We start from the raw sequence: 15,880 nt of genomic DNA, 5'->3' as shown, positions 1-15,880 counted from the left end.
CGGGGGTGGCGTCCGGTTCGAATCTGATTCCGTGGTAGGAGGTCTGCGTCCACCCATGGTAGGAGGACCGGCGGAGAACGGTCAACACAAGTTTGCGCCCGTTCTTCGAATGTCATTGCCCCGTCAAGTGATTCACAAATTGGTATCAACGCAGGTCAGTGGGGTGTGACAGCATTATTCGAGTGTTATTACTGTGTTATCTTGATGAATTATTGCAGCGTTATTCGCCGATTACGTTGTTATCGACCGGAATTGGTGTGGGATAGCGATGCGCTGGGTAGGCTCACCGATCGAATGTGCTTCCGGCGAAAGGCGATTGGCAGTGGATTCCTACAGCACCGGGCAGTTCCAGGTAGAGCCGGAGGCCGAGCCCATCGAGAGTCAGGCCTGGCTGGCCGAGTTCACCGCGAACTACATCAAGGGCTGGAACACCGGTGACGCCGCCGCGGTCGCCGAATGCGCCACCGAGGACACCATCTGGCACGATCCGTCCCTCGGCGAACCGGCGCTCGGCCGCGCGGGGGTCGGAGAGTTCGTCAACGATACGGTGCGATCGTTCCCGGATGTGGCCTACACCAACCCGTTTCCGCCACTGATCGCCGCCGACGGACGAGTCGCGGTGGTGCCGTGGCGGATGGCGGGCACCCACCTCGGCCCCATCGATCCACCGGGATTCGCCGCCACCGGCAAGAAGATCGACCTGCTGGTGATCGATATCTGGCAGTTCCGCTCCGGGCTCATCTGGCGCAGCCAAGCGACGTGGAACCTGAACGAGATGCTGCTGCAGCTGGGCCTGATGCCGCCGCGGGGCAGCACCGCCGAGCGCGCCATGGCACGCGCCCAGCGGGTCCGATCCCGCCTGCCGTTCTAGGCGCGGGCATTCAGGGGGTGATGTGGTCGTCGGGTTCTTCGGTGAAACGCTCGAGCGCCTGTACGACCGCGTCACCAACGGTTTCCAGCGTCGCCCCCATGCCGACGAGCAGATGCACGATCGCGGGCACGAGCACCTCGATCAGGCCGTCGTCGCCGAGGTGCCCGGCCATCTCCAACTGGACGAAGCCGTACAGGCCCATCCAGAGCTGGGCGGCCGCCGACCGGATATTCGGTATATCGATGATCTCGGCCGCCGCCGCGCGCCGGACCGCCTCGACCACATGGTCGAAGGTCTCCTGATAGTGCTCGAACTCCGAATCAATGTCGGCGACAAGAACATTGCCGCGATTGATGGTCCGGTCGGCGCGGGGTGATCCGGTGCCGAACATCAGCTGGAAGAGCTCGGGTCTGCGCTGCGCCTCATCGCGGAATACCAGGCCGAGTACGAGCAGGTCGGTGATCGGATTATCGGTGACGCCCGCGGCGGTCATGCGGGCGGCGAGCATGGCGAAGCCCGCCGACCCGGCGGCCCGGATAAGTCCGGGCCGGCCACCGAAATTCGAATACACCGCCATCGTGGATACCCCGCACATACGCGAGACCCGGCGCACGGTCAGTGCGTGCAGTCCCTCGGTGGAGACCAGTTGCACCGTCGCCGCGACCAGCCGGTCACGCAGGGCGTCCGCCGAAAGCGGCTGGGCCACTCCGGAATATGCGGCCGTGGGTTTGTTCATCGCATCCGTTCCCATGGTCCGCGGGTTCAGGCGACCGCGCGCAGTTCTTCGGCGGTGATGTCCTCGAGCGGTCGGCGTCGGGTCTCGACGAGATAGGCGATGCCCGCGCCCGCCGCGATGGTCATGGGGATCGCGCTGATCAGCGCGGTGACCGAAATCGACGGTGTGGCAACGGCCAGCACCACCAATGCGATCACCACGACGCCACCGGCCTTACTCATACCGGCGGCCAAACCGCTACCGCGGGAACGGATTCGGGTCGGATAGGCCTCGGCGCTGTAGGAGACCAGCACCGCGACCACCGAACTGGCGCCCCAGATCGGCGCGACCAGAAGTGCGTAGAGCAGCGTCTTGTTATCGGCGACGCGATCGCCGACGATCACGAATCCGAACAGCGATATCGCGAGCACCGCGCTGAGCACCACCATGGTCCATTTGGACGATCGGTGATAGCAGTACGCCACAACGAAATTCAGCGGGAAGCCGATCAGAGCCGAATCGCGCAGAATCTGATCGGCCGATACGCCGCTGAATCCGAGTGCGCGCAGGTTGGTCGGCAGCCAGAGCTGGAATCCGTACACCACCAGGCCGACGCCGAGTCCGACCAGGATGAGCACGATCGATATCCCGCCGAACGGTGGCCGGATCAGCCGGGCGTAACCGCCGCGCACGCCGTCGGCCGCCGCGGTCTCCGACTCGTCGACCTCGGTGATGGTGGCGTGATAGACCCGCAGCACCTCTTCGGCCTCGCGTCGGCGGCCCATGGAAAGTAGGAATCTCGGCGACTCCGGAATCCAGCGGGTCAGCAGGATCAACAGCAGCCCCGTCGGGAACCCGATCAGCCACAGTATCCGCCAGCTGTAGGTCTCGCCGATGGTGGACGAAAGCCAGCTGGTGATGATGTAGGCGCCGGTGATATCGCCACCGATCAACACCATCAGCCAGCCGCGATGACGGGCCGGAATGGTCTCCGCGAGCAGGGTGAACGCGATCGGCAGCAGACCGCCCGCGCTGATCCCCATCAGCGCGCACATCAGCAGGTTCAGCTCGAAACTCGGCATCGCCCCGCAGACCGAGGTGGCGATGAAGAAAACACCGGCGAGCAGAATGGCGGCCTTGCGACCGATCCGATCGCCGAGCCAACCCCAGATGAAGGAGCCGATCACGGTGCCGGTAATGCCGACGAGCGGCAGCAGCGCCACCGGCAGGTGACCGTGCGGATCCGCCGGGCGCAGGCCGTACTCCCGGGCGACGCCGGGTGCCACGAACGCCAGCGTGGTCGGCTTCATGACGTCGATGGTGATCGCCATGGCCATCACCAGCAGCAGCACCACGTGCACCCGATTGATCGGCGCCTCGTCCAGCGCGCGCACGCGCAGTCGGGCGACCTGATCGCGGTGTGCGCCAACGGGGATCAGCCCATAGGCGGTGGCGGCCAAGCCGATCACGATCAGCGCCATCCCGGCGATCATGTCGGGCCCGACGGCCATATCCGCCATGTGATAACCCATATCGCGCGCCTGCAAGAACATCGGCAGATGCAACGCGGTGCCGGCGCTGGTCGCGGCGAGGCCGAACCAGAAGGCGCTGGTACGTCGCTTAACCGGCACTGCGGGAACGGCGTCCAGCGGGATCACGGATCGCTCGGTCGTCATATCGGGATCAGATTTGTCGCGCACAGACTCTCCATCCTTTGCCGCACGCGCAGCAGGCATTTCGAGAAGTGGGGCCGCAGCAGTAGGCCACGAAGAAGAGGACACCGCACTGGTGTTTGCCCGGTAGGCCGGGGGATTGTCACGGACCGTCTATTTGACAAATCGTAACATCCACCTTAATGCTCCGAATTGTTTTGCCACATCTCGCGATTCGCGATCCGCAGGTTCGTTTGTGAAATCAACCAATGCGCGCGGCCGGGCTTTGGGGCAGGTCATAGCCGGTGCTCGGACACGTGATCTTGATCCGGCGGCGTGTGGTAGAGCCCCCGTTGCGGCAGTATCCTCCGACGGGCACGAGTTCCGTGGCCGAGAGGGTATCGATGTCGTCGCTGATTCCCGGAGTCGTCGGGTGGCTGGTGCTCGGCTACGTCGGAGTCATTACGGCGGGGCGGCTGATGGTGTTGCGGGACACGATCTTCGATCAGCTCATCAACCGGATGCTGCTGTGGAGCATCGCTGCCCTGCTGTGCTATCGATGCACCTCGACGCCCAGCATCACCAGTCTGCCCAACGCCTTGGCGCTGGGCTGCGTGGTCATGACGACGATGTACCTCTATGCCATGGCGCGGTACCTCATGGCCGAGACCGAGCCCGCCGTGCTGTTGCGTCGGCGCCGCCGATGCGGTCTGGTCGCCGCGGCCGCGACCGTCGCCATGGTCCTCGCCGGGATGGCGGCACAGGACAACGGGCGACCTGTCGACCTGGGCGCGCACGGGCCCGCGGCGATCGTCGGGTTCGCCTACGCCGCGCCGCTGGCGGTCAATATGGTCGTATTCATATACGCGGGCATCCGAGAGCTTCGCATCGGCGACCTCAGCGCCGAGATGCGCTTCGTCTGCTCGCTGCTCGGTATCAGCGGCAGTTTCGTATTGGTCAGTCAGGCACTGTCGGTCGCGCAATTGCTGACCGGTCGACCCGACCTCGGCCCGCAGTTGCCGCGCGGGGAGCTCGATTTCGTGCTCTGCCTGGTCCTCGACGTGAGCCTGCTCGCCATCCCGCTGCTCAGCACGCTGCTCGCGCTGACCGGATGGGATCGGGACGGCCGCAGCTGTCGCCGATTGCGGCCGCTGTGGCGCGATCTCACCGCGGCGGTCCCGGAGATCGTGCTGCCCGCCGAGGCCCGCCGCGGTGCGGATCCGGCCACCCGCCTATTCCGGATGACCGTCGAGATCCGTGACGCGCTGCTGCACCTCGGCTCCTATCTGCCGCCCGAACCGCACGGTACGTCCGAATTTGACTGGGAGATAACCGATTACGCGCACCGGCTGGCGCATGCGGCGCGCACTCGTAAGGCGGGCGGTGCGCCGACCGTCACCGGGGCCGCACCGCGAGTACCCGTCGTCGCGCACGATTTCGACGCCGAGCTCGCGCACCTGCTCGTGCTGGCCCGGGTCTGGCCGCAGGCCGAATCCGTGGCGGGATGAGCCGATCCGCACGCCGCGCGGCGGATTACGTTGCGCCATAAGGTATATCCCATGATCTACACGACCGTTTCCCGACAGTTCGACCTCGAAGTCGACGGCTCACCGATGACCGGATACCTCGCCAGGCCGGAGGGCACGCAGGAGTTCCCCGCCGTGCTGGTCGGGGCCGAGCTGTGGGGTTTGACCGAGGACGTGCGTCAGATCGTCGATCGGGTCGCGGCGCTGGGCTATGTGGCCTTCGTAGTGAACGTCTATCACCGTTCCGGTCCGCAGACCGCCGCGGGGCTGGTCGAGAGCGACGAAAACCGGACCCTTGCCTTCGGGCTGCTCGGCGAGCTGACCCGCGAGGGCGTCGAGGCCGACTTCCGGGCCGCCATCGCCTATGCCCGCGAGCACGGCCGGGCCACCGATAAGACCGGTGTGCTCGGATTCAGCCTCGGCGGCCATCTGGCCTACTTCGCCGCCACCAGGCTGGACCTGGACGCGGCGGCGATCTTCTACCCCGGCTGGCTCACCACGGCGGGCACCGCGCTGAGTCGGCCGGAGCCGCTGCTGGCCGCGACCGAGGGTGTCGCCAAGGGCGATGTGCGGCTGCTGATGTTGTTCGCCGAACTCGATCACGTCATCGATGCCGAACAGCGCGACCAGATCGGCGCGGCGCTGACCGAGGCCGGTGTGCGATATGAGTTGGTGGTCTACCCGGGCGCGAAGCACGCCTTCTTCTTTCCGGGACGCGAGCCCTACGACGAGGCGGCCGCGGAGGATTCGTGGCGGCGGGCGTCCGAGTTGTTCGCCGCAGAACTGGGCTGATACCGGAAAACGAAGCCCGACCGGCCCTGTCTCCCCCTCCGAAGACAGGCCCGATCGGGCTGTAATAAATATGCCTCGGGGGGCTTGACAGGCTCTTAAAAGAGACTTAAAGGCGACGCGTCACGAAGTCAGGCCCGCTTGCCGCCCAGCTGGGCCAGGAATTCGGCATTGGTCGCGGACTTGCGCAAACCCTCCAGCAGCAGCTCGATCCCCTGCTGGCCGTCCACGGCGGCGAGGGTGCGGCGCAGCAGATGGGTGGCCGCCAATTCGTCTGGGGCGAGCAGCAATTCGTCCTTGCGGGTGCTGGACTGGGCGATATCGACCGCCGGGAAGATCCGGCGGCTCGCGGTCGCGCGATCCAGTTTCAGCTCGGCATTGCCGGTGCCCTTGTACTCCTCGAAGATCACGGTGTCGGCCAGTGAGCCGGTCTCCACCAGGGCGGTGGCGATGATGGTGAGCGAGCCGCCGTTCTCGAAATTGCGTGCGGCGCCGAGGAATTTCTTGGGCGGCGCGAGCGCGGCGGCATCGACGCCGCCGGAGAGTACGCGCCCGGAGGACGGGGCCGCATTGTTGTAGGCGCGGGCGAGGCGGGTCAGCGAGTCGAGCAGCACCACGACATCTCGGCCCATTTCGGCCAGGCGCTTGGCGTGTTCGATGGCGAGTTCGGCCAGCGCGATCTGCTCGCGCGGGGTTTGGTCGAAGGTGGCGGCGGCGACGTCGGCGGGCACCGACCTGGCCAGATCGGTGACCTCCTCGGGACGCTCGCCGACCAGTACGAGCATCAGCTCGCACTCCGGGTGGTTCTTCGCGATACCGTGCGCGATCGCTTGCAGCACAGAGGTTTTGCCCGCCTTGGGCGGTGCGACGACGAGTGCGCGCTGCCCCTTGCCGATGGGCATGACCAGATCGGTGACCCGGGTCGTCATGGCATGCGGTTCGGTCTCCAGGCGCAGCCTTTGGTTGGGGTAGATGGGGACGAGGTCGTCGAACTTGGGCCGGGTCGCGGCGCGGCGCGGATCCTGTCCGTTCACGGATTCGACGCCGACCAATGGGTCGAGCTTGTCGCCGCGTGCGGGTTCGGCGGTGCCGGTAATGAAATCGCCACGGCGCAAACCGTATTCACGGATCAGCCGGGGTGGAACATGCACGTCGTGCGGACCGGGGAGATAGTCCTCGACGCGCAGGACGGCGGCGCGGTTGTCGGGGATCTCGAGTATGCCGCCGACGGCTCGTCCGGGGTTCGCCACGGCCTCGGCCGCTGCGTCCCCATCGGATGGTGTGGGAAAAGTGTTGTCTTTCATGGTGTTTCCTTTGAATTAGTTGGGGTACGGCGAACGGCCGTGAGAGGCAGCGGCGATGCGCTCGCTGCGGTGAATGTCCCTGTGCGTTCCGGAAGCGGAATTACGAAGGCGCAGAACCATCGTGGAGAAGGAGAGAGATCTTGTGGGAAGCCCCGCTCTGATCGGGAGTTCCGATCGGCCAGGGTGACCAACATCCACAAGGACAGCGCCGAGAGTACAACTTCGAACGGGTGTGCGCAATGGTTCGGGTCACAGCTCGGCATCATGGCCACCAGACCGGGCACGTTTCGGTATCGGTCGCCGCCCGCGGAAACAACTCGGCGGCGTGTCGCGTATCAGTCCATATCCGGCTGAGACCCGACGATGGCAGGAGGTGCGCAATGGCCGACCTCGCACCGTTCTATCAGCAAGTTCAGTCCCACTACGACGTCTCCGACGACTTCTACCGGCTATTCCTCGACCCCTCGATGACCTACAGCTGCGCCTACTTCGAGCGCGATGACATGACCCTCGAACAGGCCCAGCTCGCCAAGATCGATCTCGCGCTGGGCAAGTTGGACCTGCGGCCGGGGATGACCCTGCTCGATATCGGATGCGGCTGGGGCGCAACGATGTTCCGCGCTGTCGAGCGCTACGGCGTGAAGGTCGTCGGACTCACCTTGAGCCGCAACCAATTCGAGCACGTGCGCGCGGAGATCGAACGGCGCGGGTCGGCCGGTGCCGAGATCCGGCTGCAGGGCTGGGAGGAATTCGACGGCAACGCGGATCGGATCGTCAGTATCGGCGCGTTCGAACACTTCCGGCGTGAGCGTTACGCGACCTTTTTCGAACGCACCCATCGGATGCTGCCCCCCGACGGGCGGATGCTGCTGCATACGATCATCGGCCATACGCTCAACGACCTGCGGCGCATGAATATTCCCGTGACCCGCGAGAACGCACTGTTCCACATATTCGTCAAGCGGGAGATCTTCCCGGGCGGTCAGCTGCCGCAGCCTGCGGAAATCACCCGGCTGGCCGGGCAGGCCGGTCTCGGCACCGAGCAGATCCAGCCGCTGCGCTGGCATTACGCACGCACACTGGATCATTGGGCCCAGGCCCTGGCGGACCACCGCAACGAGGCGGTGCGAGTCGCGTCGGAGGAGGTCTACGCCAGGTACCTGAAATATTTGACCGGATGTGCCGACCACTTCCGCAGCGGGCACCTCGATGTCATGCAGTTCACCTTGGTGAAGTGAGCCCGGCGCACAACGCCGGGCATCGGGTCAGAGCACGGCCTGGGTCTGGGTTACCTTGGCGACGAGCTTGTCCGCGTCGTCACGGATTTCGGTCTCCACCACGATGAACGACCGTCCGGCGTGCAGCGGCCGCGCCGAGGCGATGGCATGACCGGAACGCACGGCCCGCAGGAAATTCGTCTTCGATTCGACCGTCGTCGTGCCCTGTTTGCCCTCGGGCAGATTCAGGAACGCGCACACCGCGGCGGTCGCATCCGCGAGCGACATCAGTACCCCGCCGTGCAGCACTCCGCCCAGCGTGCACAGTGATTCGTCCCAGGCGATCCGGCTGCGCACCAGTGCGGCGCCGTGCTCGAGCACCTCGACCCCGAGGCGCTCGGTGAACGGCATGGACTGGTGAAAGAGCTTGGTGCCCACCTCATCGATCATGAACTCAGCCTGCCCGACGGACCCGGCGCGCGTCGATTACCCCCGAGGTAATCAGCAGTACGAGCAGTGCCGTCACGCCGCCGCACAGCAGCACGGTCGAGGGCGAGGTGCGGTCCACGATTACGCCGCCGACCAGCGCACCAGCGCAGAAGGTCGCCTGGAACGACGCCGTGAACAGCACCGACGCCACCTCGGGAGTGTCGGGCAGTGCGTTGGCGAACCAGGTCTGCAGTACGACCGGGATGCCGCCGTACCCGATACCCCAGACGATCAGCAGCGCGACGGCGCCCAACTCCCATCGGCCGAGGATCGGCAGCAATAGCATCGCGGCCGCCATCGCGGCCGCCGCGCAGCCGAGCGCGGTCCCGGGACGGCCGAGCAGAGTGCCGCCCAGGAAGTTGCCGGCAATGCCCGCGACACCGTAGATCAGCAGCAGGACCGTAATCGTGCTCGCGCTCACCTCGGTGACCTGTTCGAGGAAAGGGGTGACGTATGTGTAGGTGCCGAACTGTGCGAGTACCACGAAAAAGGTTGCCAGCAGGGCGATTCGGAGGGCGGTGCCGCGGAGTCCGATGCGTAGCGAGGTGACGCTCATGGCCTGCTCGGCGGGCAGCGATGGCAGCGCGAATGCCAGCAGCACCAGCACCACCGCGGACAGAATTCCCAGGACGACGAACGCGGACCGCCAGCCAGCGAGATGACCGACGAAAGTGCCGGCGGGCACGCCGAGCACCGAACCCAGCGGGACCGAGGAGAAGATCACCGCGGTCGCCCGGTTCGCCGATTCCGGCGGCACCAGCCGTCCGGCCAGTCCGGCCGCGATCGACCAGTAGCCGCCGACGGTGATCCCGATCAGCACGCGGGATACCAGCACCACCCAGAACTCCGGCGCGGTCGCGGCCACCGCATTCGCGATCACCAGCAGCAGCGTGCAGCCGCACAGCAACATTCGGCGATCGATACGGGCGGCCGCGACGGTCACCAGGGGAGCGGCGATCGCGGCGAGCAGACCCGGCATGGTCATCATCAGCCCGGCCATGCCGTCGGAGATGGTGAAATCTGATCCGATGGAGGTCAGCAAGCCGATCGGCAGGATCTCGGTCGTCACGATCGAGAAGATGCCGAGCATCACCGCGACGACCGCGAGCCAGCGGATCAGCGGTGGCCGGGTGAGCGAGGTGGGGGAGGAGTCGAGAGCGATGGACATGCGCTCCAGTTCAGCAACCAACGCCGCCGAATTCCGGCGGGTTTCCGCCGCGAATACGAAGAGCCTCAGCCCATTCGGGCAACCACCGCGCCGGGCAGATGTGGCAGCACCACGTCGATGAGCCGCCACGGCCACCCCGGAACACACGCGCGAATCCGCTCGCGCTCGATCGCCCGCACCATCGCCGCGACGCCCTTCTCCAGCGGCGCGACCATCCGCGCGTCACCGGCCTTCGCCGCCATATCGGTGGCGATGAATCCCGGCAGCAGCGTGGTGACGGCGATCGGTGACTGGGCGAATTCGACCGTCAGTGCCTCGCCGAGGGCGGCCAGCCCGGCCTTGCTCGCGGAGTAGGCGGCCTTCTTGCCGGGCAATCCGCGCACCGCGCTCATCGAGGCCACCAGCACCAGGTGGCCGTACTGCTGGGCGCGGAAGATCTCCAGTGCCGCCTCGATCTGGGCGAGGGCGCTGACGAAATTGGTGGTGGCCGTGGCGAGATTGGCGTCCGCGCGACCGGTGCCGATCCGCGCGCCCTTGCCGATACCGGCATTGACGATCACCCGATCCAGTCCGCCGAGTTCATCGCGCAATTGCGCGAATACCCGCGGTACGGACGCATGATCATCGACATCGAGCGCACGGACCGCCACCTTGATTCCCGAGTGTGCCGCCGTGAGTTCGTCGCGCAACGCTTCGAGCGCGTCCAAGCGACGGGCGCACAGGGCCAGGTCGCGACCCTTCGCGGCGAAATCCCGCGCCATCGCCGCACCGAGTCCGGCGCTCGCGCCGGTGATCAGGATCTTGCTCCGCGTCATGGTCGCGACGATAGCGGTGGGCTCAGCCGCCGAACGAGCCGGTGGCCGGGGGCAACATATGCCAGGCGCCGCAATTCACCGTCTTGAACGCCACATCGGTCGGTGCGATCTCGGCGCGGACCGGACTGTTCCTGGTGAAGTCGTTATTGATGATGTAGTGCTGATCGGTGTTGTCGCCCTCGACCTTGCGCAACCGTCGCCAGTCGCAGCCGACGGCCGGATCGGGGGTACCAGGGGCCTCCCAGACGCCGGGCATGATGTCGATACCCACCAGATAGAGGCCGTCCTCGGTGATGGTGGTCGCGGGCTGGGCGGCCGCGGTGCCCGCGCCCAGCAGTGTCACGGTGGACGCCATTGCCCCCGCGATCACGAGCGTGCTTGCACGCATACTGCTATCTCCTCGAATCGTGCTCGGGCCGCCATTATTGGGCGGCTGACCAGGGAGATCCCCGTATCTCCGGGGCCAAGGTCTACCAGACTCGTCGGTCGTTTTCGGTGGAATCGGAGATTCCCGTCACATATCCGAGGGTGTCGGTATCAACTCGATCCGAATTCACTGTGTCGGCGGTGATTCCACTCGCGCGGGTTCCCGCGATATCTGTTATATGAGTGGTTTTTGTCCGGTGGTCGATGTCGCGGGCGGGCGGTCGACCTGCGCGACGGCGTGTGCGGGTCTGTGTACCGACGATGGGATCGCATCCGTGCTGGCCGCGGACCGGGCGCTACTGCATTGGCGCGCGATGCGCGGCCTCGGCGATTCGGGCCTGGCCGAACACGCGGTGCAGGAAACACTGCTGCGGGCCTGGCGCTCCTGCGCGTTGTTCGACGAGCGCAAGGGCACGGTCCGCACCTGGCTGCTCGCCATTCAACGCAACGTCATGATCGATATCGCCCGCGCTCGCGCGGTCCGGCCCGCGGATACCGAATGGGACGAGGTCGGCGAACTCAGCGACGTCCGCTTCGCGAACCCGGACTTCGCCGACCGCCTGGTCGACGGCCTGCTCGTCGCGGACCTGCTCGCCCGGCTTCCCGAATCGCAGCGCGTCGCGGTGGTGGAGGTGATCCTGCGGGATCGGGCCTATCAGGAGGTGGCCGACGATTTCGGCGTTCCGGTCGGCACCGTCAAGACGCGGGTCCACTATGCGCTGCGCTCGCTTCGCCGCCTGCCGATTGGGGCCTGATTCCGCATCCGGCTGGCAACCCCCGTTTCCATCGTGCTTTGACCGGGTTTTGGTCGTCTGATCAGCGCGAATGCACCTCGCTACTTCGATAACATTTCCATAACGTAGCTTGCTTTGCTGATGCTGGCGTTGCGAGAGTGAACCACTGGGTTTGGTGTTACTAGTGGGAAGGGAGGGGTGCTCCGTCCCGGAGCGCCGACACCGCACATGAAGCCAAGCATCATCAGGACCGGTATCTGCGGCGCCGTCACGGCCGCCGTGGTGGTGACGCTGTCCGGGCTGGCCCCGGCCGCGCTCGCCGATCCGGCATCGCCGGAAATGGCCGCGAAACTCGCGGGCAAGACAGTATTCCTGGACCCGGGTCATCAGGGTCCCGACCACGCCGAGAATTTGGCGAAGCAGGTGAGCAACGGGCGCGGCGGCACCAAGGACTGCCAGACCACCGGCATGACCACGGTGAACGGCGTACCGGAGCACACCATCAACTGGAAGGTGGCCGAGCTGCTGCGGGCCACACTGGAGAATTTGGGTGCGAAGGTGGTGCTCAGCCGTCCGGACGACGCCGGCTGGGGCGGCTGCGTCGACGATCGGGCGAAGGCCGCGAATGCGTCGGGCGCCGACGTCGCGGTGAGCATCCACGCCGATAGCGCCCCGGCGCTATACCGCGGGTTCCATATGATCGTGCCGCAGCTACCGATCCCGGATGCGAAGGCCGATCAGGTCCAGTCCGGGCCGGGTCTCGCGGCGACGAGGGCGGTGCGCGACGCATATCTTCAGGCCGGTTTCCCGGTGGCCAATTATGCGGACGCGCAGGACGGTCTACAGACCCGCGCGGATGTGGCCGGTCCCGCATTGACCACCGTGCCCGATGTTTTCATCGAGATGGGCAATGGCGCGAACGTTGAGGACGCCGCGCTGCTGGAGGGTCGAGAGGGACAGGTCAAGCACGCTCTGGCCATCGCGACCGGCCTGGTCGGGTTCCTGCTCGGTACAGCGCAGCAGGTGTCGACGCCCGCGTACACCGGTTCGGCGGATCGTCCCGCCTCGGCTCCGGCATCGAGCGTGCCCCAAGCTCCGGCGGCACCGCACCCCGCTGCCGCCCCCGAGCCCGCGGCTGCGCCACAGTCCGTGCCATCGGCGGGGGCCATCCCGCAGCCGCCGACCGCGCCCGCATCACTGAATCCGCCGCCGGGTTACGCACCGGCGCCGGGTTACACACAACTGCCCGGCTCGCCGCAATCACCGCAGGCGGGTTCGCAGGGTTACGCACTCTCACCCAACACCCCGCAGTCGCCCGGTACGGCACTGTGGCCCGGTCTCGGCCAGACCCCTGGTTCACCACTGTCGCCGGGTCAGACCACGCCGGATACGACCAGTACGCTGCCCATGCTCGTCAACGTCATCATGCAATTGCTGATGCCGCTGGCCAAGTCGCTCGGCATGGACAACACCGTGGTCACCTCGGAGCTGATCAACCTGGCATACACACTGGCCAGCACCCTGCTGAGCCCGACGAAGTAAGCAATATCCCGGCCGTCGAACGTCACCCTCGCGTGTTGTCGAGGGTGACGTTCGGCCTTTCTGTGATCGATGAGCTCGCCGCACTAGGGTGGGCCCGGTGGGTGAGCGGATTCCTGTTCTCATAGTCGCCGGGTTCCTCGGATCCGGGAAGACGACGCTGCTCAACCATCTGCTGCGCAATAACCGGGGTACGCGGATCGGCGTGGTGGTCAACGACTTCGGGGCCATCAATATCGATTCCATGTTGGTGGCCGGGCAGGTCGACGCGATGGTGTCGCTCGGCAACGGATGTGTCTGCTGTGCGGTGGATGTCGGCGAACTCGACGAACTGTTCACCAGGCTGGCGCAGCCGCGCGCCAAGATCGACGTGATCGTGGTGGAGGCCAGTGGTCTGGCCGAACCGCGCAATCTGATCCGGATGGTGGTCGGTAGCGAGAATCCGCGCATCCGCTACGGCGGCTTGGTCGAGGTGGTCGACGCCGAACAGTTCCCGGATAGTCGCGAGCGTCATCCCGAGCTCACCACCCATCTGCGGCTGGCCGACTTGGTGGTGGTGAACAAGGCCGATCGGGTGCCGCGCGATCGGCTGGCTCGGTTGCGAGCGGAGATCGCGGAGTTGATCGGGCAGGCGCCGGTGTACGCGACCACTCGCGGCCGCGTCGACCCCGGTCTGCTGTTCGACGAACCGCTGCGCGAAATACCGCGGGTCGCCGAACAATTGAGCTTCGACGAACTGTTCGACGAGCACGACCACCAGGACCAGCACGACCACGCCGGGCACCGGCATCTGCACGACGACTACACCAGCGTCTCCTTCACCAGCGACCGGGAATTGGATCCACGCCGCCTGGTCGAATTCCTCGAGGATCCACCGCCCGGTCTGTTCCGCGCCAAGGGTTTCGCCGCGTTCGGTGTCGCGGCCGAACGCCGGAAGTTCGTGCTGCATATGGTCGGCCGCCATATCGTCTTCGAACCGGACTCCTGGTCGCGCGGCGAATCGCGCACGACCCAGCTGGTGTTGATCGGCGCGGGTCTGCCCGCCGACGCCGCGCTGCGGCGGTTGCACGACACGGTGCACACCGCCGCCGAACCGCTCGATCCGCAAACCATGCTGGGCATCTGGCGCTACACCCCGCACTGACGACTCGGCGAAGTTGGCGCGTTCTGCTCGAAGCTGGCGCGTTCGGTACTTGGCGCGGCGATTGGCGGACATAAAACTTACACATTGGCCCGCCGCACGCGGCATACGCGCAACGGAGCGAACATGCCGCGCGCGGTGTCGGTTCGGCGCCAGAACCGTGATCGACCGTATTTGTCTCTACGTCCGATTGGAGAGTTCCGTGTCAGAGACCTGGGAAAGCGCGACCGCGTACGTGGTGGCCGCGCTCGAGGCCAAGGGCACAGCGACTCGTGACGATTTCGATGTGCCCGCCATTGTCGCCGCATCCCGAGATATCGTCGACAGCTGGGATTTTCGTGCCATCGAGGATTCGACATTCTGGCGGATCGCGGCGACGTTCCTGAGGGTGTGACCGCACCCGTCGTGCCGGTGGTGCAGGGCGCGGGGCGGGGGGATGCGGCGGGATCAGGCCGGTAGGTCCGATCGGTGCATGAGCTGGGTCATGGACCGGCGGCGGGCCGCCCGCCGCATCGACCCCACATCCGAGTACCCGAGCAGTTCGGCTTGGCGCGTTCGGCTCAGCAGCCCGCCCGCGCTGGCTTGGGCGAGGCGGGCATTGCGTGCCCGCTCCAATTCCAACCGCCAGGTGGTACCCGCCTCCATCAATCTGCGTTGCAGCGTGCGCGGGCTGGTGGCGAGTCGGCGGGCCACCCGATCCAGTGACACCTCACCCTCGGCCAGTGCGTCGGCGACCGCGGCCGCGACCCGATCCGGCCACGCGGTAGCCAAGGGCGGCGGTGGCGGGAGCGCGTCGGCGAGCGGCTGCAATACCGACGCCAGCACCGGATCACTGGTGGTCAGCGGTAGCTCCATATCGCTGGCGCGGAAGGTCATGGCATCGACCGGTGCGTCGAATTCGATGGCGGCAGTGCCGAATACCTCGACGAAGACGTCGATGTCCGACGGTGCCCGCTGGCGCAGCGACACCCGCAGCGGGATGAGCGGTTCGCGGACCACCCGGCGCGCCCGGCTGAGCACCGCCGCCAGCCCCCACAGCTGGATGAGGTCGCGGCCGCGACCCTCGCCGTTGATTATGTCGAGGTACAGCGTGACCTCGTGCTCGTTCTCGGTGACCAGGTCGAAGCGGTGATTGGTGGTCACCGCGGCGACATAGGGGCCACAGGTCGCCAGACCGGCGCCGAGCGTCGGCGCGGTGGAGAAGAGGTAGTCGTAGAGGCCGAGGCTGGTCAGTTCGTAGCGACTGGCCACGCGCAGTGCGACATTCGGATCGCCGAGCGCGTGTTCGCCGAATTCCCATAGCCGCGAGAAGGTGTGACTCGGTAGGTGCACATCCGCGCCGGCCATGGTCCATTCGGGTAGTCCGGTCTCGCGGATCAGCCGATCTCGGTCCAGCCCCGCCGCCGTGAGCTGCGAGATGACGAATCTGTGCAGCAACACCTGGTCGGTTCCCAATGCGCCCCTCCTACCGCGGATCGACGAATCTTCTGGCGG

The 15,880-nt window shown here is 66.3% G+C and carries 15 protein-coding genes and 1 pseudogene; 8 read left to right on the top strand and 8 right to left on the bottom strand.

Going from position 1 to position 15,880, the window contains the following annotated elements:
• Nucleotides 1-322: 322 nt before the first annotated feature.
• Nucleotides 323-871 (top strand): ester cyclase, encoded by a 549-nt coding sequence (locus ACHQ4I_RS11890; protein ID WP_420771759.1) that lies wholly within the window; start codon nucleotides 323-325, stop codon nucleotides 869-871.
• Nucleotides 872-881: 10 nt separating this feature from the next.
• On the opposite strand, the gene ACHQ4I_RS11885 is transcribed toward ACHQ4I_RS11890, so the two are convergent.
• Nucleotides 882-1,607 (bottom strand): TetR/AcrR family transcriptional regulator, encoded by a 726-nt coding sequence (locus ACHQ4I_RS11885; RefSeq protein ID WP_420771758.1) that lies wholly within the window; start codon nucleotides 1,605-1,607, stop codon nucleotides 882-884.
• A gap of 26 nt (nucleotides 1,608-1,633) precedes the next feature.
• Nucleotides 1,634-3,286, bottom strand: a complete 1,653-nt coding sequence (locus ACHQ4I_RS11880) for an MFS transporter (protein WP_420771757.1) — start codon at nucleotides 3,284-3,286, stop codon at nucleotides 1,634-1,636.
• A 338-nt stretch (nucleotides 3,287-3,624) separates the two neighbouring features.
• Between ACHQ4I_RS11880 and ACHQ4I_RS11875 the strand changes: the two genes are divergently transcribed.
• Together ACHQ4I_RS11875 and ACHQ4I_RS11870 are read left to right on the top strand one after the other, a co-directional pair.
• Nucleotides 3,625-4,746 (top strand): MAB_1171c family putative transporter, encoded by a 1,122-nt coding sequence (locus tag ACHQ4I_RS11875; protein WP_420771756.1) that lies wholly within the window; start codon nucleotides 3,625-3,627, stop codon nucleotides 4,744-4,746.
• A 51-nt stretch (nucleotides 4,747-4,797) separates the two neighbouring features.
• Nucleotides 4,798-5,556: a dienelactone hydrolase family protein gene (locus ACHQ4I_RS11870; protein ID WP_420771755.1), complete on the top strand. Its 759-nt coding sequence runs from the start codon at nucleotides 4,798-4,800 to the stop codon at nucleotides 5,554-5,556.
• Between the two features lie 128 nt (nucleotides 5,557-5,684).
• On the opposite strand, the pseudogene ACHQ4I_RS11865 reads toward ACHQ4I_RS11870, so the two are convergent.
• A pseudogene (locus ACHQ4I_RS11865) lies at nucleotides 5,685-6,869 on the bottom strand (transcription termination factor Rho, short form); the annotation flags it as partial.
• 368 nt (nucleotides 6,870-7,237) lie between these two features.
• Here ACHQ4I_RS11865 and ACHQ4I_RS11860 point away from each other — a divergent pair.
• Nucleotides 7,238-8,095 (top strand): cyclopropane mycolic acid synthase family methyltransferase, encoded by an 858-nt coding sequence (locus ACHQ4I_RS11860; protein WP_420771754.1) that lies wholly within the window; start codon nucleotides 7,238-7,240, stop codon nucleotides 8,093-8,095.
• Between the two features lie 27 nt (nucleotides 8,096-8,122).
• On the opposite strand, the gene ACHQ4I_RS11855 is transcribed toward ACHQ4I_RS11860, so the two are convergent.
• From ACHQ4I_RS11855 to ACHQ4I_RS11840, 4 genes are all read right to left on the bottom strand, one after another.
• Nucleotides 8,123-8,524, bottom strand: coding sequence for a PaaI family thioesterase (locus tag ACHQ4I_RS11855; protein ID WP_420771753.1), 402 nt, complete (start codon nucleotides 8,522-8,524; stop codon nucleotides 8,123-8,125).
• Between the two features lie 4 nt (nucleotides 8,525-8,528).
• A complete protein-coding gene (locus ACHQ4I_RS11850) occupies nucleotides 8,529-9,731 on the bottom strand; it encodes an MFS transporter (RefSeq protein ID WP_420771752.1) in 1,203 nt (400 codons plus the stop codon).
• A 65-nt stretch (nucleotides 9,732-9,796) separates the two neighbouring features.
• Entirely contained in the window at nucleotides 9,797-10,546 is a 750-nt protein-coding gene (locus tag ACHQ4I_RS11845; RefSeq protein ID WP_420771751.1) for an SDR family oxidoreductase, read from the bottom strand.
• 22 nt (nucleotides 10,547-10,568) lie between these two features.
• Complete coding sequence (locus ACHQ4I_RS11840; protein ID WP_420771750.1) at nucleotides 10,569-10,934, bottom strand: hypothetical protein; 366 nt, start codon at nucleotides 10,932-10,934, stop codon at nucleotides 10,569-10,571.
• A 217-nt stretch (nucleotides 10,935-11,151) separates the two neighbouring features.
• Here ACHQ4I_RS11840 and ACHQ4I_RS11835 point away from each other — a divergent pair, with 217 nt between their 5' ends.
• From ACHQ4I_RS11835 to ACHQ4I_RS11820, 4 genes are all read left to right on the top strand, one after another.
• Nucleotides 11,152-11,727 carry a sigma-70 family RNA polymerase sigma factor gene (locus ACHQ4I_RS11835; protein ID WP_420771749.1) on the top strand — a complete coding sequence of 192 codons (576 nt, stop codon included), beginning with the start codon at nucleotides 11,152-11,154 and terminating at the stop codon, nucleotides 11,725-11,727.
• Between the two features lie 207 nt (nucleotides 11,728-11,934).
• Nucleotides 11,935-13,248 carry an N-acetylmuramoyl-L-alanine amidase gene (locus tag ACHQ4I_RS11830; RefSeq protein ID WP_420771748.1) on the top strand — a complete coding sequence of 438 codons (1,314 nt, stop codon included), beginning with the start codon at nucleotides 11,935-11,937 and terminating at the stop codon, nucleotides 13,246-13,248.
• 97 nt (nucleotides 13,249-13,345) lie between these two features.
• Entirely contained in the window at nucleotides 13,346-14,389 is a 1,044-nt protein-coding gene (locus tag ACHQ4I_RS11825) for a CobW family GTP-binding protein (protein ID WP_420771747.1), read from the top strand.
• 199 nt (nucleotides 14,390-14,588) lie between these two features.
• The gene (locus ACHQ4I_RS11820; RefSeq protein ID WP_420771746.1) at nucleotides 14,589-14,780 is read left to right on the top strand and encodes a hypothetical protein; all 192 of its coding nucleotides are present in this window, start codon (nucleotides 14,589-14,591) and stop codon (nucleotides 14,778-14,780) included.
• A gap of 53 nt (nucleotides 14,781-14,833) precedes the next feature.
• On the opposite strand, the gene ACHQ4I_RS11815 is transcribed toward ACHQ4I_RS11820, so the two are convergent.
• Nucleotides 14,834-15,841 carry an AraC family transcriptional regulator gene (locus ACHQ4I_RS11815; protein ID WP_420771745.1) on the bottom strand — a complete coding sequence of 336 codons (1,008 nt, stop codon included), beginning with the start codon at nucleotides 15,839-15,841 and terminating at the stop codon, nucleotides 14,834-14,836.
• Between the last annotated feature and the right edge of the window lie 39 nt (nucleotides 15,842-15,880).

It is taken from the genome of Nocardia nepalensis, assembly GCF_048910785.1.
Lineage (GTDB): Bacteria > Actinomycetota > Actinomycetes > Mycobacteriales > Mycobacteriaceae > Nocardia > Nocardia nepalensis.
This window is presented reverse-complemented; position numbering and strand designations above follow the sequence as displayed.